This is a genomic window from Mixta gaviniae (genome assembly GCF_002953195.1).
GTDB classification, from domain to species: Bacteria; Pseudomonadota; Gammaproteobacteria; order Enterobacterales; family Enterobacteriaceae; genus Mixta; species Mixta gaviniae.
On the sequence record NZ_CP026377.1, the window covers coordinates 24,520 to 49,441 of the forward strand.

The following is a 24,922-nucleotide window of genomic DNA, read 5'->3' on the forward strand; positions in this document are numbered from 1 at the left end:
ATGAATACCAGGAGAGTCAACGCCGCGGCGGTAACCCTTTGTGCCGCGCTGAGCCTGCTGCCTGAAGGGGCTGACGGCGTAAGCCTACAGGAGGCGGTGCTGGCGGCCAGCCTTTACGACAGTGAGGTAAACGCTGCCAGGCATGCGCACCAGGCGGATAGCGAAAAAAGCGTGCAGGGGTTCGCCAGCCTGCTGCCGACCATCGGGCTGAACGCCGGGTACAGCAGGCAGGATCAGCCGAAGGCCTACTATGCCGCCGGCGTTACGCGGCATAACGTCAGCGTAAACCTGACGCAGCCGCTGTTTGATATCGCCAAATTCGCCGCCTGGAAACGGGGGGAAGCGATCGCCGACTATGCCGACGTCATACTGATGCAGGCGCAGCAAAAGCTGATCGCGAGCGTCGCTGACGCCTATTTCCGCGTTATCTATCAGCGGGAGGTGTTAAACAGCGCGCTGAACGCCAGAGCCGCCTACGCCAGGCAGCTCAGCCAGACACAGGTGGCGATCAGCGTCGGCGAAGGCACGCGGCTGGAGCGGGACGAAGCGCAGGCCAACTACGATAAGACCGTGGCGGAAGCGATCGCCGCCCGCAACGATCTTGACGAAGCGGGCATGGTTTTTTCACGGCTCACCAGCCTTAATCCCGATGAGATCCAGCCGGTCGATGTCGCCTGCCTGATGCGCTTGCCGCTTCCTGATGATGAGGCGCTGCAGCGTAAAGCGATGCAAAACAATCTCAGCATACGTGCCGCGCTGTTTCAGCTGGATCAGGCAAAGGCCGATCTGATTGCCGCGCATGGCGCGCATCTGCCGGTAGTGACGCTGCAGGCGGGCTATGGCACTAACTGGAGCCGCGCGGAAAACGACAACTATCTCAATGTGCTGATGGGCAGCACTTCTAAAACGCGCAACAGCACCCTTGGCGTCAGCGTCTCGGTGCCGTTGTTCTCCGGCGGCGCGCAGATCTCCCAGTCGATCGAGGCCGTACAGCGCCGTGAACAGGGGAAAGATCTGCTGGAGGATGCGCGGCGTAAAGCGCGCCAGGAGACGCAGTCGGCCTGGCTAAAGCTTAAAAACGGCCGGAGCCACTATCTGGCTGAGGAAAAGGCACTCTCCTCGGCAAAGAGCAAAGTGAACTCAACCGCCTACGGGCGCAAGGTCGGTTTAAGAACCATTATCGATGAACTCAACGCGGAGCAGAGCTACTACAAAACGCGGCAGGAGATGGCGCGGGTAGAGTATGACTATCTGAACGCCCAAATTAAACTCGCCATGGAGTTGGGCGAGCTGGATTATGCGGCGTTAGCACAGTTCCATTGTCCCGAAGGACAGCGCCGCGCCGCCGTGCAGCCGGGGGGCGTTATGAGTGAATCGTTATTCCGTCAGGAGGCGTTGGAGGCGAATAAAACCTCAGCCATCGGCAATGTGGCGTTGTATTGCCCGCCCTATCGCTGGCTGGTGATTTCGCTGGTGGCGGCGATCGCGATTGCCGTCGCCGCCTTCTTTACGTTTGGCAGCTATACCAAGCGGGAAACGGCCATCGGACAGCTGATGCCCGCCAAAGGCGTAATGAATGTGGCCTCGATGGCGGCAGGCACCGTCATCGACATTCACGTCGAAGAGGGGCAACGGGTTGAAAAAGGCGAGGCGATCGCCACGGTCTCTTCGGAAGTGTTTACGGCGCTGGGACAGACGCGGGAAACCGTGGCGCAGCAGCTGCGGCTGCAGCGCGAACGGCTGCGGGGGGATCTCGATAATCAACAGAAGCTGTTTGCCGAAGCGATGAGCGGGCTGCAGGAGCGGGAGCGGCTGCTCGGCTCCCAGCTTGAGCAGCTGGATCTGCAGCAGACGCAGCGCGCCCGCCAGGCACGGCTGGCGCGTCGCCAGCTGGATAAGCTGAACCTGATGCGCAAAGAAGGCTACGCCTCCAATAGCCAGGTCGAGCAGCAGGAGGCTGCCGTTATTGATGCCGACGCACGCCTGCAGGATATCGCGCGTCAGCGTCTCGATATCCACCAGCAGCTCGCACAGACGCGCCAGCAGCTACGCGAACTGCCGATGAACACGCGCAATAAGCAGAATGAGATTGAGCGTCGCCTCTCTGAGCTGGAGCAGTCGATGGCGGAAAACGAATCCCGGCGATCCATCGTGCTGCGCGCGCCGATGGAGGGCATGGTCGGTTCCGTGATGGTGAAAGCGGGGCAGATGGTGAGCGCCGGCCAGACGCTGTTTTCCGTCCTGCCGGATGAAGGGCGGCTGCAGGCGCGCATTATGGTCAGCAGCCGCGCCATCGGCTTTATCCGGCCGGGGCAGAAGGTGGTGCTGCGCTATCAGGCGTTCCCTTTTCAAAAGTTCGGCCAGCAGTATGGCAAGGTGGCGGAGGTGTCGCGCGTCGCGCTTTCGCCGCAGGAGGTGGCGACCCTCACCGGCAATAACAATGTGCAGGAACAGCACTATCGCGTGGTGGTCGCGCTGGAAAAGCAGCATATCAACGTCTACGGCCGTCAGGAAAAACTGCGCCCCGGCAGCGCGCTGGAAGCGGACTTCCTTATTGATACCCGTCGCCTGTACGAATGGGTGCTGGAGCCGCTTTACGCGCTGGGACGGCGGGCGGGCAACTAAATGCGCCCGGCGATGCGTTAACGACAGGGAGTGGTTTTATTTATGAAGTTTTTAGAAGCATTGAATTTTGGCTGGCGTCGCCAATTACCGGTGATGCAGCAAACGCAGGCGACGGAGTGCGGGCTGACCTGCGTCGGGATGATCGCTAACTATTTTGGCCACGCCATCGATATGGTGACGCTGCGTAAGCGCTTTCCGACGTCGCTGAAAGGCGCGACGCTGGCGGATGTGATGCTTATCGCGCATCAGCTGGGCATGGCGGGCCGCGCCCTGCGGCTGGAGCTGGATGAGCTGGGCAAACTGCGTCGTCCCTGCATCCTGCACTGGGAGATGAACCACTTTGTGGTGCTGAAAAGCGTCGCGAAGGGGAAGATAACCATTCACGACCCGGCGCGGGGAAAACGCGACGTTCCGATGGACGAGGTCTCGCGCAGCTTTACCGGCGTCGCGCTGGAGCTGCTGCCCGCCGCGACCTTCACTCAGGCGCAGGAGAAGCAGTCAATCTCGATGCGCAAGCTGATCGGCAATGTGACCGGCATCCGCAGCGCCTTTGCTCAGGTGATGATCCTGTCGGTGGCGCTGGAGCTGTTCGGCATCCTGTCGCCCTTCTATATGCAGTGGGTAATGGATCAGGTGCTGGTGTCGGCCAATTATGATTTGCTGACCCTGCTGGGCTGCGGTTTTATTATCGTGACGTTGCTGAATATCGCCATCTCCGCGCTGCGATCCTGGGTCACAACCTGGTTTTCCAGCCTGCTTAGCGTGCAGTGGACAGCGAACGTCTGCGCCCATCTGCTCGGCCTGCCGATGGCCTATTTTGAATCGCGGCACGTCGGCGATGTGTTGTCGCGGTTCGGCTCGATCGGCACCATTCAAAACACGCTTACCGGCCGTTTTATCAGCTCTATTCTCGACGGCGTGATGGCTGTCGTCACGCTGGGAATGCTGTTTATCTATAACATTCGGCTCGCCTGGCTGGTGCTGGGGCTGCTGGCCGCCTACGTTATTATCCGCTGGATCTCGTTTCGGCCTTTTCGTCAGGCGAATGAGGATCAGATTGCCGCCTCGGCGCGCGCGCAGTCACAGCTGCTGGAGTCTATCCGTGGCGTACAGGCGGTTAAGTTGAATAACAAGCAGGAGATGCGCGTCGCGGCCTATGCCAACGCGCTGGTGGAAAGCACCAATAAAGGCGTGGCGATACAGCGTCTGTCGATAGGGTTCAGCTCGGTGCAGGGGGCGATTTCCGGCGTCGGCCGTATCGTGCTGATATGGATGGCGGCCCTGCAGGTGCTGGAAGGCAACTTCACCAGCGGGATGCTGGTCGCCTTTATCAGCTTCTCCGATCAGTTTATCAGCCGCGCCTCGGGGCTGGTGGATGCGGTGATCGATTTCACGATGCTGCGTCTGCACGGCGAACGACTGGCCGATATCGTGCTAACCGATCGCGAGGCGGATATGGAGACCTTGCTGCCCGCGCCGATGCATGCCGCGCAGTCGGCCCCCTCGCTGACAATAAAAGATCTCAGCTTTCGCTATGCGGAAACGGAGCCGTACGTGCTGCGTCACTGCGATATCGCGGTGGCGGCCGGCGAATCGGTGGCGATTATCGGGCCGTCGGGGCAGGGGAAAACCACGCTGGCCAAGCTGATGATGGGGCTGCTGAAGCCGGAATCGGGCTGTATCGAGCTTGACGGCGTGGATATCAAAAAGCTGGGAATGCGCCATTACCGCGCGCGCCTGGGCTGCGTCATGCAGGACGACATTCTGTTTGCCGGCTCCCTCTCTGACAATATCTGTTTCTTCGACGCGCAGCCCGATCAGGAAAAAATCGAAGATGCCGCGAAGGTGGCGCAGATCCATGATGATATCTCCGCGATGCCGATGGGCTATCACAGCCTGGTGGGCGATATGGGCTCCTCGCTCTCCGGCGGGCAGATTCAGCGCGTATTGCTGGCCCGCGCGCTCTACCGCCAACCGGATCTGCTGATCCTCGATGAGGCTTCAAGCCATCTCGACGTTGATCGCGAGCGGATGATTAATCAGGCGATCCGTCATATGCCGGTCACGCGCATTATCATTGCGCACCGGCCGGAAACCATCTGCAGCGCGGACCGTATTATTTTACTTAATCAGGGCAAAGCGGTGGAGATAGATAAAGCGCACTATGCGCGGTTAAGTAATACGTCACCGCAGAGTAGGTAAATCTCTTTTTTATTAACGTTACCCGTTAATGATTACCCTCACCCTTGCGACTAATCTGATTCATTAATTAACATAAATAAAATAAAAGGCAGGAAAGCAATTTTCTGTCTTTTATTGTTTTTGTCGGCAGGCAAGGTGTTATTAATAATAGATTATTTACTATTGTTGCAGGCTTAAGGTAGATTTAGCATTAATATGCCAGTGTAAATTTATGGCGAGGTTTTAAAGGTTATTACCATCAAAATATGAAGTATTGAAGGAGTAGTGGATGCGTCAGTTAAACAACAGGGAAATAATGGCCGTTTCAGGCGGGAATTTTTTTGACACCCTTGGCGCCGCAATTTTGGGTGGGATCGTCGGCGCGACTGCAGGCATGATGAAAGCCGGTACCGCGGGCGGTATGACCGGCGGCATCCTCGGTGTCGGCGTGATTTCCGCTATGGTTGGTGCGGTGGTGGGCTGCATCGCCATCGGCGTGCAGGGCGTGCTTTACGGCATGATTAACGGCTGGGACAAAACGCTGGAATGGTTTAATACCAATACTGAACAATGGTTTGATCATAATGCCCCGCTGCCGAAATAACCCCGCTGCAATGAGCGTTTTAATTTACGGAATGTCTTTATTAAAAACGGATAAAAGTGGCGCAGCGCGTTCACCTGTCAGCGCTTTTTAAATACGGCGCTGGCTATCCGGTATGGGAGAAACGGTGAGTGCGTGCATTATTCGCATGTGCGTCGCGGTAATAAAACACTATTTATGTCTGGGTAATTGCGGAAAAGTTATTAAGGTAACTTTTCACTTTTGCTCATTTTCATAAAGCGAGGATAGGCGGGCACTATTTTCGGCGCGCTTATTATTTCAATAAAACGGAGTTTACGATGAAAAAATGTTTGTTAGGCACAGTGGTTGCGCTTGCCGTTTCTTCTGTAACGATGCCTGCCGGCGCGTCAGTCGGCACCATCACCATCAACGGCAAGCTGACCCAGTCTACCTGTACCGTCAAAATCGACGGCGGCAGCGCCGATGCGGTCGTCACGCTGCCGACGCTGCCGACGTCCGATCTGGCTAAAGACGGCGATACCGCCGGCACGACGGCATTCACTATGAACCTGACTAACTGTAAGCCGGCAACCGGCAGCGTACGCGCCTACTTTGAGCATGGCACCGCAGTCGACGCCGCGACGGGCCGCCTGAACAACACCAATGCCGCCGGCGCGAAGAACGTTCAGGTTGAGTTACTTGATGCGAAAATGAACGCTTTGCATATCGGCAACACCAGCCAGCGCGCCAACGCGGCGGGCGAACTGCAGGACGGCGCCGTAAACCTGGTCTATCAGGCGCGTTACCATGCGACCGGCGCCTCCACGGCCGGCGAGCTGGCGACGTCGGTCACCTATTCCATCGATTACGAGTAATCGCCTCGATTAAAAATGCAGGGAGCAAGCCTCCTTGCATTCCTTATTTCCGCATCAGGAACAGCATCAGGAATGAATATAAAATTTTTGCTTCTGCTTTTTTCCGGGCTGTTGTTAAACGCCACCTGCACGCTGGCCGGCATCGTCGTTAACAGTACGCGTGTTATTTATCCGGAAGGCGAAAGGGAAGTAACGGCGCGCCTGGAAAACCAAAATCAACATCCCTCCTTAATTCAGTCATGGATAGATAACGGCAAAAAGGATGAAGAGATAAAAGCGATAAATGTGCCGTTTATTCTGCTGCCGCCGGTGGCACGCGTTGAACCGCAGCAGGGGCAAACGTTACGTATTACCTATGTCGGCGAAGCCTCGACACTGCCGAAAGATCGGGAGTCCGTATTCTGGCTGAACATTCTGGATATTCCACCGCGTGCCAAAGCGGCGGCCGGCAACCCGTTGCAAATGGCGATACGCACGCGAATAAAACTCTTTTTTCGGCCAGAGGCGCTAAAAGGCGAGTCTGCGGCGGAGGCAGCGGAAAAGCTGGGCTGGCGGCGGATTGAAAGCAAAGAAGGCGTGACGCTGGAGGCGAATAACCGCTCGCCGTTTTATGTCTCCATAGCCTCGATAGAAACCTCCACCGCACCTAAGCCGGCAAATAAGCTGGCAAGCATTAAGGGCGACATGATCGCGCCTTTTAGCCATGCCCGGTTCACTTTCCCTGCCTCATTAAAAACGCTAAGCCAGTTTAAATACCATTACATCAATGATTATGGCGCGGTCGTGACGATGGAAAGAGAGATTTAACACCCTAAATCATCAACATAATGAAGGGCATGATGATGTCATTTTTCTGTATCTGGCCAACCTTATTTCGCGCGGGAAAGCGGAAATTTAAGCTTATATCATGGTGCGTCGCTAACGCGACGTGCGTGCTGACGTTGACGCAGGCGCGCGCGGAGGTGGAGTTCGATCCGATTTTCCTCGATCGGGCCGCGGGCGATGCGATCGATATCTCCCGTTTTAACGGGGCGTATAGCATTCCGGCCGGCACCTACGATGTGGATGTCTATTTAAATCATCGTCTGCTGGGCCGTGAACGGGTCGCCGTCGAGCAGCCTCACGCGGGCGACTCGCTTATCTGCTTCAGCCAGGCGTTAATCGCCCTGACCGGCTTTAAAGCGCATCAGCTCTCCGCAGAGCAGCAGGCGGTGCTGCGCAGGGAAAAAAGCTGCGTGACGCTGGAAACGCTGCAGCCCGCTTCCCGCGCCCGGCTGCGGCTATCAGATATGCGCCTCGACATTCACCTGCCGCAGGCCTGGCTGGATACCGCGGCGCGCGGCTATGTCGATCCGGCGCTATGGCAGGACGGCAACAACGCGCTCTACGCCAGCTACGATAACACCTGGTTCCGACAAAAAGCGGGCCGCTATGAATCGGAATCGTTTTACAGCAAATTAGGTGGCGGCGTGAATATCAACGGCTGGATGTTTCGTCACTCCGGCGCGCTGAACTGGGATGCGGATCGCGGCGGCAGCTACACCGTTTTCAGCAATAACCTGCAGCGGGACATCACGCCGCTGCGCTCGCGCGTTTTGATTGGCGACGCCACGACCTCGGGCAGCCTGTTTGATACCTTCTCTTTTCGCGGCGTACAGCTGGCGACTTCCGAGCAGATGCTGCCTGACTCTCAGCGCGGCTATGCGCCGGTGGTGCGCGGCATTGCACAAACCAGTGCGCGCGTCAGCATCCGCCAGAATAACGCGCTAATTTATGAAACCACCGTGCCGCCGGGCGAGTTTGCCATCAACGATATCTACCCCTCAGGCTATGGCGGCGACTTACAGGTGACGGTCACTGAAGCAGACGGCCGCGAGTCCATCTTTAGCGTGCCCTATGCGTCAGTTGCCGAAATGATCCGCCCGGGCAGCTATCGCTATAGCCTGCTGCTCGGCACGCTGCGTCACCAGAACGTCAGCTCTACGCCGAAAATTTTTCAGGCGACGCTGCAGCATGGCGTCAATAACTGGCTTACCGGCTACGGCGGGATAATGGGCACCGGCGATTACTCTGCGGCGCTGCTTGGCGGCGCCGTCGGCACCGCTATCGGCGCTTTCGCGCTGGATGTTACCGGCGCGCGCTTTGACGACGGCGTCAGCGGCCAGGACGGCATCAGCCTGCGCGCCAGTTACAACAAATTCATTGCTTACACCAACAGCAGCATCTCGCTCGCCGCCTATCGCTTTTCATCCTCCGGCTATCTTAGTCTTGCCAATGCGACGCGCCTGGCCGATCTGCATCGCAGCGAGAGGGCGGACTCCGCCAGCCTGCTGCTATACCGGCCGCAAAACCGCCTGTCGATAAACGTCAGCCAGCAGCTGGGCGAGGCGGGCGGGAGTCTGTACGCCAGCGGCTATGTCGAAAACTACTGGGACCGGCAGGGCAGCGAAATACAGTATCAGCTTGGCTACAGCAACCACTACCGCTCGCTAAATTACGGGCTTAGCGTCAACCGGTCGAGGTTCGACAGCTATGCGGAAACGCACTATTTGCTCTCGTTTTCAATGCCGCTTGGGCGCGGCAGGCCTTATATCAACAGCTATACCACGCGTAGCGAACAGGGCATCGCCAGCCAGCTGGGGCTGAGTGGAGTGCTGGGCAAGCGCGATGAGCTGACCTATAACCTGGGCGTGGCGCGCGAAGAAGAGGGCGCCGCCTCCGGAAATGTTTCAGCCGCGTATCGCTTCAGGAACACTCAGCTGAAAGGCAGCTACGCGCAGGGGGAAAACTACCGCGCCTGGACCGCAGGATTAAGCGGCAGCCTTGTGGTGCTGCCCGATGCCTGGGTCGCCAGCCCCTATGCCGGCGATACGCTGGCGGTGGTGCAGGCGCCGGGCGCCGGCGGCGCGTCGATTGAGGGCTACCCCGGCGTGATCGTTAATGACGCCGGCTACGCCATGGTGCCTTATCTGACACCCTATCGTATCAACAAGCTGGCGCTGAACCCGGAAGGCATGCCGCTGGATGTCGAGCTGGAGACCACGCTGAAACAGGTGGTGCCGCGCGCGGGTGCGATCGTGAAAGTCAATTACCCCACCCGGCTGGGCAATGCGGTGCTGATCCGCGCGCAGCTGCCCGATGGCGAAGCCTTGCCTTTCGGCGCCAGCGTGAAGACGGACGACGGCCGCGATGTCGGCGTAGTGGCGCAGGGAGGGCAAATGTATGTCCGGCTGGATGAGATGACGCAGCGCCTGCAGGTAAGCTGGGGCGCCGATGGCCGGTATATCTGCTCATTCGACGTCAACCTGCCGTCACGTAAGGGGCGTCAGCAACAGTTCCAGCGCCTCACAACCACCTGCCGTTACCCAACGGCCACCGCTGCGCAGGATGCGCTGGCGAAAGTGACGCAATAAATCAGAGCGGGAGAAAGATGAAAGCCATAATAAAAAAGAGAATGTATCCATGCAGAGCGCTGATATTACTGCTGGGATCGGTTTTTTTATGTAATACAAGCTATGCCGATAATGTAAGGTGCGGTCCCGATTCCAATATTACCAATAGCATTACCGCTTTCGACTTTAATAGTTTACCGTCTGAAATTCCTGACACCGTACCGATCGGTACCACGATTTACGATGTCACGATGAATCTTGATTTATGGTGCGCGAAAGATATTTCGGCCGCCTCGGGCGGCGCGCGGAAAATATATATTAATCGGGAGGCGTTGGATAATGCGTTAGGCAGTCAAAGCGGGTTAACCTTTTATGTCACCATTAACGGCGAACGGGATTCGGCGCGCAGAAGCTACGACAGCGGCTATACCACCAACGCGCTGTTTCTTCAGGGGCTGGCGACCTCTTTTTATACCAGGCTCAACGTTTCTGTGCGCGTTGAGCTGGTGAAAACCGGCCAAAACGTCGCGCTGTCGCCCTTGCGTAATGATATCTGGCTGTTTTCCATCGGGGACGCCGGCACCGGTTATTTACGCTACCGCGCCACCAACGTGAAAAAGCTCTCTTTTTCGGCTTATACCTGCAATATCAGCACGCCCAGCATGCATCAGAGGTTGCCTGAGGTGAATATCGCCGATCTGAAAAGCAACGGCAGGGTCGAAGGCCATGAGGCCGATTTCTCGGTGTCGCTTAACTGCAACGGCGACCTCTGGAGTACCCTGTCGATCAACATGGCGTTTAACGGCTCGCCGGTGGCGGGCCTGGAGCGGCAGGGCGTCTATCCGTTTCGTAAGGGGAACAATGAAATCGCCGAAGGCATCGGTTTCCAGATTAGGCATCGAAACGGCGCCGGAGATTATGTCGAATCGGGTAACGGCGAGTTTTTTAAAATTGGCGACTTTACACAACAGAGCAAAATATTAACGGTGCCATTAAAAGCAAATTATTACAGGATCAGCGATAGACTCTCGCCAGGAGAATTAACGGGAAGCGTAACATATATCATTGACTATATGTAACTGCCTCTCATTTTCGCTATTAATTTAATTTGATACGCCCTGTTTTATCCTGTAGATAATAACCGGCCGGCGGTTTTTCCGGCCGAAAAATCTATTTAATGGAATTATTCTAAAATAGAAGGAGCATTCTATGCGCCGCTACCCTCTGCGTCCTTTTTCTTGCGCACGCCGGGAAACAGGAAAAGCGTGCCTGTTTATTACCCTTATGCCGTTTAGCGTGCAGTCCGCCTCGCCCTGGCAGGTAAGCGACGGTAAAGAGCGTGAGGTCACCGCCAGTTACCACAGCCAGGAGAAGCGCGACCATCCGCTGTATGTTTCCGGCGAGGGCAGCACATTAACCGTGAATGCTCCGCTGGCGTTTACCGTCGCCGCCGACGCGACGGCGGCGGCGAAAGTCGCCGATAACGGCACGCTTATTTTAAACGGCGCCACGCTGGAGACCAACGGCACGCTTTCTCACGGTATCAGCGTCGCCTCCGGCCAGCTAAAAATGGATAACGGGGCCGTTAATATTCAGGGGGCCTCTTCTTCTGGTATCGCCGCCAGCGGCGCAGCGACGCTGGCGGTGAGCAATAGCCGCCTCAGCCTGACGGGGCTCAGCGGCTACGGCATCGACCTGGCCGATAGCGCCGCGCTGACTGCGGACGGGTTGGATATCACCCTGTCGGCGCCGTCATCATCAGCCATGTCGATCCGCGGCGGCGATGTAAAAGCGCGTATCAGCAACAGCACCATTACTGTCAGCGACAGCTATAGCGGCCTGGAACTGAGACGCGGCGATCTGATCGCGGATGGGCTGACCATCACGGCCACAGGCGATACCTACGGCGTGCGCATCGGCGACGGGGGAGCGGCCACCGCCGCTTTCGCCAATAGCGAGATCAATATTGAGCGCAGCCGGGGCATGTTGATCTTTAACGCGGCCGTCACGCTTGATAACGTTAATATCGTCAGCAGCGGCAGGAACGCCAACGCGCTGGATATCAATCAGGCCGCCAGCGTAACGGCAAGCGGCGGCCACTACACTACCTACGGCACGCTGGCGGATGCCGTCTGGCTCGCCTCATCCGATACCCACCTCGATATTCACGACGCCGCGCTCGCTACCTTCGGCGACGCAGCCCATGCGTTAAACGCGCAAAAAGGCGGGGCGGCGGCGGAAGGGGTGACGATGTCTACCCTGGGCGTCGAAAGCTATGGCTTCTATACCGAGACCGACTCTTCCGGCCGCCAGCTGGCTATCGAGACGCACGGCGACAGGGGCGCGGGCGCCTTTAGCGCCCGCGGCGGCAGCCTGGAGTTACAGAACAGCACCATTGATACCTGGGGGCAGTCAGCCTTCGGCGTTATCGTCTATCCACGCTCGCGGGTTACCGCCAGCGACGTTGTTGTTACCACGCACGGCGATGAGGCGGCGGCGCTCTATACAAACCTCGGCCACGCGACGGTCAGCAATAGCACCTTAATCAGCGCCGGCAATGCGCCGGGGCTGCACGTCAGCGGCTATTCTGACACGCAGGATAACGATGTGCGGCTGGATAACGTCGCGCTGAGCAGTGCCCGTCGCGAGGCGGTGAACGCCATCGACACCCGGCTGCGGCTGGAGGTCAGCAACGGCGCGCGACTGCAGGGCGGCAACGGCCAGCTGCTGAAGGTCCGTACGACAACCAGCAAGGCTTATGCTTCACATGTGGCGCTGAAGGCGCGCAAAAATGTCGTGCTGAACGGCGATATTGATGTCGATCCCGATAGCTACGCTTCGGTGGAATTACACGATCACTCCCGCCTGAACGGCGCAGTTAAAAATGGCGATATCGGCCTCTATTCTGGCAGCCTGTGGCAGATGACCGCCTCTTCTGACGTGCAGAACCTGATCAACGGCGGAACCATAGCATTCAGGCAGGGCGCGCTTAACGATACGCTGACCGTCAGGGGAAACTATCGCGGCGATAACGGCACGCTGATGTTTAATGCGGAGACGGGTGATGACCGCTCCGCCGTCAACCGACTGATTGTGGCGGGCGATACTGCCGGCACGACTTTCGTGGTGGTTAACAAAGCTGGCGGCATCCCGGGGCAGACCCTTAACGGTATTCAGCTGGTACAGGTTAATGGCGCGTCTGCAGGTGAGTTTGTGCAGCAGGGAAGGATCGTGGCCGGCGCCTGGGAGTATCAGCTGGCACGCGGCGCAGGAGATAACGCCCGCCACTGGTATCTGATGAACTGGCGCGCGGAAGAAGAGACGCCGGAACCTCAGCCGCAACCGCAGCCGCAGCCGCAACCACAACCCACCGATCCGGTTCGCCCGGCGCCGGGCGTAGTGCGCCCTGAAGCGGGCGGCTATATCGCTAACAGCGCCGCCGCTGCGACGCTGTTTAATCTTAGCCTCTACGATCGGCTGGGCAACCGTAGCCTCTCCGCTGCCGACGGTCTGCCGCACAGCAGCCTGTGGCTGCGCCAGGTGGGCGGCCACAGCCGGTCTTATATGGCGGATAGCCTGGCGGCACAAAGCAATCGCTATGTGGTTCAGCTGGGCGGCGATCTGCTGCAACGCACTATCGGCGATGGGCAACTGCAGATCGGCCCGATGCTGGGCTATGGCCGGCAGTCTGCCCATATTCGCTCAACGCTGAGCCAGCATAAAACCCACAGCGCGATATCCGGCTACAGCCTGGGCGTTTACGCCGCCTGGTTTGCCGATCGCCAGAACGAAACCGGGCTGTGGCTGGATAGCTGGCTGCAATATAACTGGTTCAACAGTAGCGTCGCCGGCAAAGGGCTGTGGGCGGAGAACTACCATACACAGGGTGTCAGCGCCTCGCTGGAAGGGGGCTATGGATGGCAGGCGTGGGCGCATCAAGGAAAGAACCAACGCCTCTACAGCCTCACTCTGCAGCCGCATGCGCAACTTATTTTTAACGGCCTGAAAACCGTCAGGCTGATCGAGCAAAACGGCACCCAGGTGCTGGCCAATGAAAACCGCAATCTGCTGTCGCGTATCGGGGTACGCGCCTGGCTAACGGAAGCAAAACAACCGGGCGAGAGCAACCTGAAACCCTATGTTGAGGTGAACTGGCTGCACAACAGCGATCCCTACCGGGTAAGCCTCAACGGCTTCAGCGTTCGGCAGAACAGCGGGCGAAACCTGGCGGAACTGAAAACCGGCGTGGAAGGAAAGCTAAGCGATAACCTTCAGCTGCACGGCAACGTCACGCTGCAGCAGGGGAGCTACCATTATCAGGACGCCAGCCTGATGCTGGGCGCAAAGTATCGCTTCTGATGACGGGGCAATAAAAAGGCGCCGGACGAAAGCGACGTCCGGCGCCGCAAAGGTCACCGCGCGAAGCGGGACAGGGCGCTTACTTGCCGATGCAGAAGCTGGAGAAGATGCGTCCCAGCAGGTCATCAGAGGTAAATTCGCCGGTTATTTCGCTCAGCGCCTGCTGCGCCAGCCGCAGTTCCTCCGCCAGCAGCTCGCCCGCCCAGGCGCCCAGCAGCTGCGCCTTGCCCTGTTGTAAGTGAGTGTCCGCTAACTCCAGCGCCTGCAGATGGCGGCGACGCGCCAGGAAGCCGCCTTCCATATTGTCGTTAAAGCCCATGCTCTGTTTCAGGTGATCGCGCAGCACGTCGACGCCTTCGCCGGTACGCGCCGACAAGCGAATAAGTGAGTAACCATTTACTTCCGTTAAGCCCAGCGGTTCGCCGGTGACGTCCGCTTTATTACGCACCACGGTAATCGGCAGGGAAGCCGGCAAACGGGCGATAAAGTCGGGCCAGATGGCGGCAGGCTCGGTCGCGTCGGTAGTGGTGCCGTCAACCATAAACAGCACGCGATCCGCCTGTTCAATCTCCTGCCAGGCGCGCTCGATGCCGATACGCTCCACTTCATCGCTGGCGTCGCGCAAACCGGCGGTATCGATAATATGCAGCGGCATGCCGTCGATATGAATATGCTCGCGCAGTACGTCGCGCGTGGTGCCGGCGATATCGGTGACAATAGCGGCTTCACGGCCGGCCAGTGCGTTAAGCAGGCTCGATTTTCCGGCGTTGGGACGGCCGGCGATCACCACTTTCATCCCTTCACGCAGCAGGCTGCCCTGACGCGCTTCGGCACGTACCGCGTTCAGATCCTGCATCACGCTGTTCAGCTGCGCTTCGATTTTGCCGTCGGAAAGGAAGTCGATCTCCTCATCGGGGAAGTCGATAGCCGCTTCCACATAGATTCGCAGGTGAGTAAGTGCTTCCACAAGATGGTTAACGCGGGTGGAGAACGCGCCCTGCAGTGAGTTTAGCGCGGAGCGCGCCGCCTGCTCCGAGCTGGCGTCGATCAGATCGGCAATCGCCTCTGCCTGCGCCAGATCCAGCTTATCGTTGAGAAACGCGCGCTCCGAAAACTCGCCCGGCTGGGCGATACGCACGCCCGGCAGCGCGACGATACGCTTCAGCAGCAGATCGAGGATCACCGGGCCGCCGTGCCCCTGCAGCTCCAGCACATCCTCGCCGGTAAAGGAGTTTGGCCCCGGAAACCACAGCGCGATGCCCTGGTCGAGGGTGCTGCCGTCCGCCGCTTTAAAGGGCAGATAGTCGGCGTAGCGCGGTTTCGGCAGCTTGCCCAACAGCTGACGGGCAACGTCCGCCGCGTTGCTGCCGGAAACACGCAGAATGCCCACGCCGCCGCGTCCTGGCGGTGTGGCCTGGGCGACGATAGTATCGCTGTGGCTCATGGAAACTCTCTCAATACGGTAACAATAAGGCGGTCAATTGACCGCCCGATCATAATCTTTGTGATGACATTTGCTAACCCCCCGGCATTCATTTTGATGACCGGAAAGCAGCAAATAAACAGGGGCGGGAAAATCCCGCCCCTGCTTGATACTGCCGGAGGTCGCGCTCAGCGCCGACGGTTAGGCTTTCTTCTTGTCGCGACTGTGCAGGCCGCGTTTTTCTAGGCCGCGATAGATCAGCTGCTGCTGGAGGATGGTCACCAGGTTGCTGACGATGTAGTACAGCACCAGACCTGACGGGAACCACAGGAAGAAGACGGTGAAGATGACCGGCATAAAGGTCATGATCTTCTGCTGCATCGGGTCGGTCACGGTGGTCGGCGACATCTTCTGAATGAAGAACATCGTCGCGCCCATCAGGATCGGCAGGATGTAGTACGGGTCCTGCGCGGAAAGGTCGTGGATCCAGAGCGCGAACGGCGCGTGACGCAGTTCTACCGAGCCCATCAGCATGTAGTAAAGCGCAAGGAAGATCGGCATCTGGATAACCAGAGGCAGACAGCCGCCCAGCGGGTTCACTTTCTCTGACTTGTACAGCGCCATCATTTCCTGGCTCATGCGCTGTTTGTCGTCGCCCAGACGCTCACGCATCGCCTGAATTTTTGGCTGCAGCATACGCATCTTCGCCATGGAGGTGTACTGCGCTTTGGTCAGCGGGTACATGATGCCACGAACGATAAAGGTGATGACGATAATAGAGAAGCCCCAGTTGCCGATGAAGCTGTGCAGGAACTTCAGCAGCTTAAACAGCGGCTGAGAGATAAACCACAGCCAGCCGTAATCGACGGTCAGATCAAGGTGAGGCGCGACGGCCGCCATCTTGTCCTGGATTTCCGGGCCGACCCACAGCGTCGCCGCCAGCGTCTGCTGGCTGCCTGGCGCAACCGCTACCGGCGCGGATTTATAGCCGACAGCCGCAATGCCGTTGCCAAGGTTGCTGGTATAGAGCGTATTGCTGCCCGCGGTGCGCGGCACCCATGCGGTGGCGAAGTACTGCTGCAGCATCGCGACCCAACCGTTAGAGGTGGTGGTGCTGAGGTTTTCGTTATCCGCGATGGTATCGAACTTATATTTCTCATACTTCTCGTCGCTGGTGGAGTACGCGGCGCCGCGGAAGGTATGCAGAGCAAAGTTGTTGCTGCCGGTATCACGGTGCTTCGGCAGATCGATGGTCTGTTTCAGCTGGCCGAACATCGCCACTTCCAGCGGCTGCTGGGTGGTGTTGTTCACCTGATATTCGACGCTGATGGCATATTCGCCGCGCTTCAGCACAAACGTCTTGGTGTAGACGGCGCCGTTTTCTGCGGTAAAGGTCATCGGGATGCGCAGTTCGCTCTGGCCGTCAGCCAGCTCAAAATGATCCTGCGTGGCGGTGAACAGCGGACGCGCGCCGTTATTCGGATTGTCCGGGCCGTTTCTGCCGGTCAGGCCGCTCTGCGCCTGATACAGGAAGGCTGAGGAGGTTTCCAGCAGCTGGAAAGGCTGAGAGGAACCCAGCTTATCCGGGTAAGTCAGCAGCTGCGCCTGTTCCACATCGCCACCACGGGTATTGATGTTCAAAGACAGGACATCCGTCTTAACGGTGATGGTTTTGCCCTGACCGCTGGCAGGCACACCCTGATTAGCGGCATCACCGGCTGCTGTCGTGTTTTGCGTGGTCTGAGTTTGCTGCGGCTGCGGAGCGTGGTCCGTCTGCCAGGCTTGCCAGATCATGAAAGACACGAACAGAAAAGCGATGAGAAAAAGATTGCGTTGCGAATCCATCGTTAATGTTCTCTGTTATCGTCGGTTTTTGGCGGCACCGGATCGTCGCCACCCGGGTTTAAGGGGTGGCATTTTAATACGCGTTTGAGCGTCAACCAACTGCCTTTTATCACGCCAAACCTGCGCAATGCCTCAACTCCATATTGCGAACAGGTCGGCGTAAACCGGCAGTGAGGTCCCAGAAGCGGGCTAATGACGCGTTGGTAAACGCGGATCAGCGCAATCAGGAGCCGCGAGCCAGGCGACAGTGACGACGCCATAATTTCTCCAACGCTTCCATTAGCGCACGGTTATCCAGGTCGGCTACCCCTTTCTTGGCCACGACCACAAAATCCATTGCGGGGAGTTCGTGTTGGCGCAGGCGAAAGCTTTCGCGGGTCAATCGCTTGATCCGGTTACGCTCATGCGCACGCTTAACATTTTTTTTCGCGATGGTGAGACCGATACGGGGATGCCCCAGCGAATTAAGGCGGCCGAGGATGGTGATTTGCGGCGTGCCAGCCCGTTGCGGCTGCTGGAAGACGAAAGTGAAATGAGTGGGAGTTAACAAACGTAACTCCCTGGGAAATGCGAGCTTAACCACTTATGGGTTAGCTTTTATTACTTAGAAACGGTCAGACGAGCGCGGCCTTTAGCACGACGACGTGCCAGAACCTGACGACCATTTTTAGTAGCCATACGAGCACGGAAGCCGTGAGAACGGTTGCGCTTCAGTACGGACGGTTGAAAAGTGCGTTTCATGGCGATTTCTACCTAAACTTGAAAAATTTCACGTGGTGACGCGTACCCGGTTCAGTAAAACGACCGACGCCTCAGTGTATCTTTAATAAAGAGGCGGGATTGTAATAATTGTACAGTCCGGAGTCAATTTACTTCGCTTGTTGCGCGCGCCTGGCTGCCCGAATCGACCTGCAAATCCTGTCGAAATCGACAAGGCGCATCACGCCGGGACGGGAATTATACGGCGTCCGCGCTAAAGCGCAAGGATCGCCCAGGATCTTCTGGCGATCGTTTGCATCGCCGTTGCGGTAATAACGTGACGAACACTGAATATTTGCATCAATCCGACGGATCCTGAGTGCCTTTCGTCCAGCCTGGCGTAAACTTAGCCTCGTTCAATGCCTGTGGATAAAATGGATCAAAACTGTGTAGAAAGTGAAGATCTCTGTCTCGCTTTGCGCTATGATCCGCCCTTCCGCTAACGATCCACTCTGCGATCGGGATCGGAGCAACCGCGGACAGCGGTTCGTATGTCTGTCACTGGCATGCGTCAACAATGATGATTGATCTGTTTCAGCGCCCTTTTTCTTATCGATTTTGTTCGAGTGGAGTCCGCCGTGTCACTTTCGCTTTGGCAACAGTGTCTTGCCCGTTTGCAGGATGAACTACCTGCCACTGAATTCAGCATGTGGATACGTCCGCTGCAGGCTGAACTGAACGACAATACGCTGGCCTTATATGCCCCGAATCGGTTCGTACTCGACTGGGTAAGAGATAAATATCTCAACAATATCAATGCCCTGCTCAACGATTTTTGCGGCGCGGACGCCCCACAGCTGCGTTTTGAAGTCGGCAGTAAGCCGGTAGTGCAGTCGATGCCGCAGCCGGCGATGACCAGCAGCGCCAGTATCGCCGCGCCGGTTGTCGCCAGCGTGGCACCGGTACAGCCTGCGGCGCGTCCCAGCTGGGATAGCGTACCTGCGCCGGCCGAGCGTTCCTGGCGCTCCAACGTCAACGCCAAACATAACTTTGATAACTTCGTCGAGGGTAAATCCAACCAGCTGGCGCGCGCGGCGGCACGTCAGGTGGCGGACAATCCCGGCGGCGCCTATAACCCGCTGTTCCTTTATGGCGGCACCGGCCTCGGTAAAACGCACCTGTTGCACGCGGTCGGCAACGGCATTATCGCCCGCAAGCCGAATGCCAAGGTGGTCTATATGCACTCCGAGCGCTTTGTGCAGGATATGGTGAAGGCGCTGCAGAACAATGCCATCGAAGAGTTCAAGCGCTACTACCGTTCGGTTGACGCGCTGCTGATCGATGACATCCAGTTCTTTGCCAATAAAGAGCGCTCGCAGGAGGAGTTTTTCCACACCTTCAACGCGCTGCTGGAAGGCAACCAGCAAATTATCCTCACTTCCGACCGCTACCCGAAAGAGATCAACGGCGTGGAAGATCGCCTGAAATCCCGCTTCGGCTGGGGGCTGACGGTGGCTATCGAGCCGCCAGAGCTGGAGACCCGCGTCGCGATCCTGATGAAAAAAGCGGACGAGAACGACATTCGTCTGCCCGGTGAAGTGGCCTTCTTTATTGCCAAGCGCCTGCGCTCTAACGTGCGTGAGCTGGAAGGGGCGCTGAACCGCGTTATCGCCAACGCCAACTTTACCGGCCGCGCCATCACCATCGATTTCGTGCGCGAGGCGCTGCGCGATCTGCTGGCGCTGCAGGAAAAGCTGGTGACCATCGACAATATTCAGAAGACGGTGGCGGAGTATTACAAGATCAAGGTGGCTGACCTGCTCTCTAAACGCCGTTCACGCTCGGTGGCGCGCCCGCGTCAGATGGCGATGGCGATGGCGAAAGAGCTGACCAACCACAGCCTGCCGGAGATCGGTGACGCTTTCGGGGGTCGCGACCACACTACCGTGCTGCATGCCTGCCGTAAAATCGAGCAGCTACGCGAAGAAAGTCACGACATTAAAGAAGATTTTTCAAATTTAATCAGAACATTATCTTCCTGACGCTATGAAATTTATTGTAGAACGCGAGCAATTACTTAAACCGCTGCAGCAGGTGAGCGGTCCGTTAGGCGGCCGTCCGACGCTGCCGATTTTAGGCAACCTGCTTATGCAGGTAAATGACGGCAGCCTGTCGCTGACCGGCACCGATTTAGAGATGGAGATGGTGGCGCGCGTCGCGCTGACGCAGGCGCATGAGCCCGGCGCCACCACCGTGCCGGCGCGTAAGTTTCTTGATATCTGCCGTGGCCTGCCGGAAGGCGCCGAGATCAGCGTGGTGCTGGAAGGCGACAGAATGCTGGTGCGTTCCGGCCGCAGCCGCTTTTCGCTCTCCACTCTGCCCGCCAGCGATTTTCCGAATCTGGATGACTGGCAGAGCGAGGTGGAATTCACCCTGCCGCAGGCGACGCTGAAGCGCCTGATCGAGGCAACGCAGTTCTCGATGGCGCATCAGGACGTGCGTTACTACCTCAACGGCATGCTGTTTGAAACCGAAGGGGAAGAGCTGCGCACCGTGGCGACCGACGGCCACCGCCTGGCGGTTTGTTCCATGCCAGTTGGCCAGTCGCTGCCGAACCATTCGGTGATCGTGCCGCGTAAAGGCGTCACCGAGCTGGTGCGCATGCTGGACGGCGGTGAGACGCCGCTGCAGATTCAGATCGGCGGCAGCAACATTCGCGCGCACGTCGGCGATTTTATCTTTACCTCTAAGCTGGTGGATGGCCGTTTCCCGGATTACCGCCGCGTGCTGCCGAAAAACCCGGATAAAACGCTGGAAGCGGGATGCGATCTGCTGAAGCAGGCGTTCGCCCGCGCCGCAATTCTGTCGAATGAGAAATTCCGTGGCGTTCGTCTTTATATCAGCCAGAATCAGCTGCGTATTACCGCGAACAACCCGGAACAGGAAGAAGCGGAAGAGATCCTTGATGTCACCTACGGCGGCAGCGATCTGGAGATCGGCTTCAACGTTAGCTACGTGCTGGATGTGCTGAACGCGCTGAAGTGCGAAAACGTGCGTCTGCTGCTGACCGACTCGGTCTCCAGCGTGCAGATCGAAGACGAGGCCAGTCAGAGCGCCGCTTACGTCGTGATGCCGATGCGTCTCTGACGAACGGATCGGCCGGGTCAGCGCGATTGCGCCGACGACGTCCGCCTGCGCGCCTGACCGCTGGAGAACGGTGAATAAACCCTCTCTGGCGCGCCAGGCGCGGCTTGTAAAATGCCTGAACGCCCCCATATTGTTATGACCAGTAAGCCTTTACTTATGTTGGGCTCACCGCCCGGCCTGAGAAACGCCTGCCGCAGAACAACGGTGCCTGCTGTCACGCCATCTCTTTGGATTATTTCATGGCTTTAACCCGCCTGCTGATACAAGACTTCCGCAATATCGAACAAGCCGATCTGGCGCTGGCGCCGGGCTTTAATTTTCTGATCGGCGCCAACGGCAGCGGAAAGACCAGCGTGCTGGAGGCGATTTACACCCTTGGCCACGGGCGCGCTTTTCGCAGCCTGCAGGCGGGGCGCGTGATCCGCCACGAGCAGGAGGCGTTTATCCTGCATGGTCGCATTGACGGTGCCGAACGTGAAACCACCGTCGGCCTGAGCAAAAACCGCGCCGGCGACAGCAAAGTGCGCATTGACGGCAGCGACGGGCATAAAGTGGCAGAGCTGGCGCAGCTGCTGCCGATGCAGCTGATCACGCCGGAAGGCTTTACGCTGCTGAACGGCGGCCCGAAATTCCGCCGCGCCTACGTCGACTGGGGCTGTTTCCACAATACGCCCGGCTTTTTCCTGGCGTGGAGCAACCTGAAACGCCTGCTGAAGCAGCGCAACGCGGCGCTGCGTCAGGTGACGCGCTACCAGCAAATCGAACCCTGGGATCGTGAACTGGCGCCGCTGGCGGAGCAGATCAGCCTGTGGCGCGCCGAATACAGCGCGGCGATCGCGGCGGATATCACCGCCACCTGCGCGCAGTTTTTACCCGAGTTCGCGCTGGATTTCTCCTTCCAGCGCGGCTGGGACAAAGAGAGTGACTATGCCGGGCTGCTGGAAAGGCAGTTCGAGCGCGACCGGGCGCTGACCTATACCGCCAGCGGTCCCCACAAGGCGGATTTTCGTATTCGCGCCGATGGGACACCGGTTGAAGATTTACTGTCTCGCGGACAGCTGAAACTACTGATGTGTGCGCTGCGTCTGGCGCAGGGCGAGTTCCTGACGCGCCAGAGCGGACGGCGCTGCCTCTATCTGATCGATGATTTTGCCTCTGAGCTGGATGAAAGCCGTCGCCGCCTGCTGGCGGACCGGCTGAAAGCCACGCGCGCCCAGGTTTTCGTTAGCGCTATCGGCGCCGATCACGTCATCGATATGACTGACGAAAAGGGCAAGATGTTCCGCGTAGAACAGGGTAAAATAGCGGTTCAACCTGAAGATTAAATGAGCGAGAAACGTTGATGTCGAATTCTTATGACTCCTCAAGTATCAAAGTCCTGAAGGGGCTTGATGCGGTACGCAAACGCCCGGAATGTATATCGGCGATACGGATGACGGCACCGGTCTGCATCACATGGTATTCGAGGTCGTGGACAACGCCATCGACGAAGCGCTCGCAGGCCACTGTAAAGAGATTGTCGTTACTATCCATGCCGATAACTCGGTCTCGGTGCAGGATGACGGACGCGGCATTCCGACCGGCATCCACCCGGAAGAGGGCGTCTCGGCGGCGGAAGTGATCATGACCGTGCTGCACGCCGGCGGCAAGTTCGACGACAACTCCTATAAAGTTTCCGGCGGCCTGCACGGCGTGGGCGTTTCCGTGGTGAATGCGCTCTCTGAAAAGCTGGAGCTGACCATTCGTCGCGAAGGCAAAGTGCATCAGCAGACCTATGTACACGGCGTGCCGCAGGCACCGCTGGCCGTGACCGGCGAAACCGATCTGACCGGCACCCGCGTGCGTTTCTGGCCGAGCCACCAGACCTTTACCAACGTTACCGATTTCGAATATGAAATTCTGGCGAAGCGTCTGCGCGAACTGTCGTTCCTGAACTCCGGCGTCTCTATCCGCCTGGAAGACAAGCGCACCGACAAGAGCGACCATTATCACTACGAAGGCGGTATCAAAGCCTTTGTTGAGTACCTGAACAAAAACAAAAACCCAATCCATCCGAACGTCTTCTATTTCTCGACCGAGAAAGATGGCATCGGTGTGGAAGTGGCGCTGCAGTGGAACGACGGTTTCCAGGAAAACATCTACTGCTTCACCAACAACATTCCGCAGCGCGACGGCGGTACGCACCTGGCGGGCTTCCGCGCCGCCATGACGCGTACCCTGAACGCCTATATGGATAAAGAAGGCTACAGCAAAAAAGCGAAGGTCAGCGCCACCGGCGACGACGCGCGCGAAGGCCTGATCGCCGTGGTATCGGTGAAGGTGCCGGATCCGAAATTCTCCTCGCAGACCAAAGATAAGCTGGTCTCTTCCGAGGTGAAATCGGCGGTTGAATCGCAAATGAACGAACTGCTGGCGGAATACCTGCTGGAAAACCCGTCCGATGCGAAAATCGTGGTCGGTAAAATTATCGATGCGGCGCGCGCGCGCGAAGCGGCGCGTCGCGCCCGTGAAATGACCCGTCGTAAAGGCGCGTTGGATCTGGCGGGCCTGCCGGGCAAGCTGGCTGACTGTCAGGAACGCGATCCGGCGCTGTCGGAAATCTATCTGGTGGAGGGTGACTCCGCAGGCGGTTCCGCCAAACAGGGCCGTAACCGTAAGAACCAGGCGATTCTGCCGCTGAAGGGGAAAATCCTGAACGTGGAGAAGGCGCGCTTCGACAAGATGCTGGCATCGCAGGAAGTCGCCACGCTGATCACCGCGCTGGGCTGCGGCATCGGCCGTGACGAGTACAACCCGGACAAGCTGCGCTATCACAGCATCATCATCATGACCGATGCGGACGTCGACGGCTCGCACATTCGTACGCTGCTGTTGACCTTCTTCTATCGTCAGATGCCGGAAATCATCGAACGCGGCCACGTCTATATTGCGCAGCCGCCGCTCTACAAGGTGAAAAAAGGCAAGCAGGAGCAGTACATCAAGGATGACGAGGCGATGGATCAATATCAGATCGCCATCGCGCTGGACGGCGCGACGCTGCACACCAACGCCAGCGCGCCGGCGCTGGGCGGCGAACAGCTGGAAAAAATGGTCTCCGACTACAACAGCACGCAGCGCATGATCAAGCGCATGGAGCGCCGCTTCCCGATCGCGTTGCTTAACGCGCTGGTTTACCATCCGACGCTGGAAAACCTGGATAACCAGCAGGCAGTCAGCAGCTGGATCGATGCGCTGGTTACGCTGCTGAATGAAAGGGAAACCCACGGCAGCACCTATGTCGCCAGCGTGCGTGAAAACCGCGAGCTGAATATTTTCGAACCGGTGCTGCGCGTACGCACGCACGGCGTGGATACCGATTATCCGCTGGACAGTGAGTTTATTCAGGGCCCGGAATACCGCAAAATTTGCGCCCTGGGCGACAAACTGCGCGGCCTGCTGGAAGAAGACGCCTACATTGAGCGCGGCGAACGCCGTCAGCCGGTAGAAAGCTTCGAACAGGCGCTGGAGTGGCTGGTGAAAGAGTCACGTCGTGGCCTGTCGGTACAGCGCTATAAAGGTCTGGGTGAGATGAACCCGGAACAGCTGTGGGAAACCACCATGGATCCGGACAGCCGCCGTATGCTGCGCGTCACCATCAAAGATGCCATCGCCGCCGACCAGCTGTTCACCACGCTAATGGGCGATGCGGTTGAGCCGCGCCGCGCCTTTATCGAAGAGAACGCCCTGAAAGCCGCTAACATCGATATCTGATGGTTCGCTGCTGAAGGTATAAAAGGCCAGCCGCCTGTCGGCTGGCCTTTTTTATTTGTCGTCC

Annotated in this window: 16 protein-coding genes and 1 pseudogene; 12 read left to right on the top strand and 5 right to left on the bottom strand. The window is 58.0% G+C overall.

The window, feature by feature from the left end; genetic code table 11:
- The 8 genes from C2E15_RS22165 to C2E15_RS00165 all read left to right on the top strand — a co-directional run bounded on the left by C2E15_RS22165 (position 1) and on the right by C2E15_RS00165 (position 13,994).
- On the top strand, positions 1 to 2,625 hold the full coding sequence (locus C2E15_RS22165) for a TolC family outer membrane protein (RefSeq protein WP_281257533.1): 2,625 nt from the start codon (positions 1 to 3) through the stop codon (positions 2,623 to 2,625).
- Between the two features lie 42 nt (positions 2,626 to 2,667).
- Entirely contained in the window at positions 2,668 to 4,827 is a 2,160-nt protein-coding gene (locus C2E15_RS00135; RefSeq protein WP_104955600.1) for a peptidase domain-containing ABC transporter, read from the top strand.
- Positions 4,828 to 5,095: 268 nt separating this feature from the next.
- A complete protein-coding gene (locus C2E15_RS00140; protein ID WP_104955601.1) occupies positions 5,096 to 5,410 on the top strand; it encodes a hypothetical protein in 315 nt (104 codons plus the stop codon).
- A 296-nt stretch (positions 5,411 to 5,706) separates the two neighbouring features.
- Positions 5,707 to 6,243 (top strand): fimbrial protein, encoded by a 537-nt coding sequence (locus C2E15_RS00145; RefSeq protein ID WP_104955602.1) that lies wholly within the window; start codon positions 5,707 to 5,709, stop codon positions 6,241 to 6,243.
- A gap of 72 nt (positions 6,244 to 6,315) precedes the next feature.
- On the top strand, positions 6,316 to 7,050 hold the full coding sequence (locus tag C2E15_RS00150) for a fimbrial biogenesis chaperone (RefSeq protein WP_167391808.1): 735 nt from the start codon (positions 6,316 to 6,318) through the stop codon (positions 7,048 to 7,050).
- Positions 7,051 to 7,175: 125 nt separating this feature from the next.
- Positions 7,176 to 9,656 carry a fimbria/pilus outer membrane usher protein gene (locus C2E15_RS00155; RefSeq protein WP_167391809.1) on the top strand — a complete coding sequence of 827 codons (2,481 nt, stop codon included), beginning with the start codon at positions 7,176 to 7,178 and terminating at the stop codon, positions 9,654 to 9,656.
- A gap of 311 nt (positions 9,657 to 9,967) precedes the next feature.
- Positions 9,968 to 10,714, top strand: a complete 747-nt coding sequence (locus C2E15_RS00160) for a fimbrial protein (protein WP_167391810.1) — start codon at positions 9,968 to 9,970, stop codon at positions 10,712 to 10,714.
- Between the two features lie 130 nt (positions 10,715 to 10,844).
- Positions 10,845 to 13,994 carry an autotransporter family protein gene (locus tag C2E15_RS00165; RefSeq protein ID WP_104955606.1) on the top strand — a complete coding sequence of 1,050 codons (3,150 nt, stop codon included), beginning with the start codon at positions 10,845 to 10,847 and terminating at the stop codon, positions 13,992 to 13,994.
- 79 nt (positions 13,995 to 14,073) lie between these two features.
- Here C2E15_RS00165 and mnmE read toward each other — a convergent pair whose 3' ends face one another.
- The 5 genes from mnmE to rpmH form a co-directional block, all read right to left on the bottom strand.
- Positions 14,074 to 15,438: a tRNA uridine-5-carboxymethylaminomethyl(34) synthesis GTPase MnmE gene (gene mnmE / locus C2E15_RS00170; RefSeq protein WP_104955607.1), complete on the bottom strand. Its 1,365-nt coding sequence runs from the start codon at positions 15,436 to 15,438 to the stop codon at positions 14,074 to 14,076.
- Between the two features lie 180 nt (positions 15,439 to 15,618).
- Positions 15,619 to 17,262, bottom strand: coding sequence for a membrane protein insertase YidC (gene yidC, locus C2E15_RS00175; protein ID WP_104955608.1), 1,644 nt, complete (start codon positions 17,260 to 17,262; stop codon positions 15,619 to 15,621).
- A gap of 2 nt (positions 17,263 to 17,264) precedes the next feature.
- On the bottom strand, positions 17,265 to 17,522 hold the full coding sequence (yidD, locus tag C2E15_RS00180; protein ID WP_071883725.1) for a membrane protein insertion efficiency factor YidD: 258 nt from the start codon (positions 17,520 to 17,522) through the stop codon (positions 17,265 to 17,267).
- Positions 17,486 to 17,845: a ribonuclease P protein component gene (gene rnpA, locus C2E15_RS00185; RefSeq protein WP_104955609.1), complete on the bottom strand. Its 360-nt coding sequence runs from the start codon at positions 17,843 to 17,845 to the stop codon at positions 17,486 to 17,488. The genes yidD and rnpA overlap by 37 nt, the downstream gene beginning before the upstream one ends.
- A gap of 17 nt (positions 17,846 to 17,862) precedes the next feature.
- Positions 17,863 to 18,003 (bottom strand): 50S ribosomal protein L34, encoded by a 141-nt coding sequence (gene rpmH, locus C2E15_RS00190; protein ID WP_000831330.1) that lies wholly within the window; start codon positions 18,001 to 18,003, stop codon positions 17,863 to 17,865.
- Positions 18,004 to 18,599: 596 nt separating this feature from the next.
- Between rpmH and dnaA the strand changes: the two genes are divergently transcribed.
- From dnaA to gyrB, 4 genes and pseudogenes are all read left to right on the top strand, one after another.
- Positions 18,600 to 20,003 carry a chromosomal replication initiator protein DnaA gene (gene dnaA / locus C2E15_RS00200; protein ID WP_104955611.1) on the top strand — a complete coding sequence of 468 codons (1,404 nt, stop codon included), beginning with the start codon at positions 18,600 to 18,602 and terminating at the stop codon, positions 20,001 to 20,003.
- Positions 20,004 to 20,007: 4 nt separating this feature from the next.
- Positions 20,008 to 21,108 carry a DNA polymerase III subunit beta gene (dnaN, locus tag C2E15_RS00205; protein ID WP_104955612.1) on the top strand — a complete coding sequence of 367 codons (1,101 nt, stop codon included), beginning with the start codon at positions 20,008 to 20,010 and terminating at the stop codon, positions 21,106 to 21,108.
- A 239-nt stretch (positions 21,109 to 21,347) separates the two neighbouring features.
- A complete protein-coding gene (gene recF, locus C2E15_RS00210) occupies positions 21,348 to 22,433 on the top strand; it encodes a DNA replication/repair protein RecF (RefSeq protein WP_104955613.1) in 1,086 nt (361 codons plus the stop codon).
- A 17-nt stretch (positions 22,434 to 22,450) separates the two neighbouring features.
- Positions 22,451 to 24,858, top strand: a pseudogene (gene gyrB / locus C2E15_RS00215) (DNA topoisomerase (ATP-hydrolyzing) subunit B).
- Positions 24,859 to 24,922: the final 64 nt, after the last annotated feature.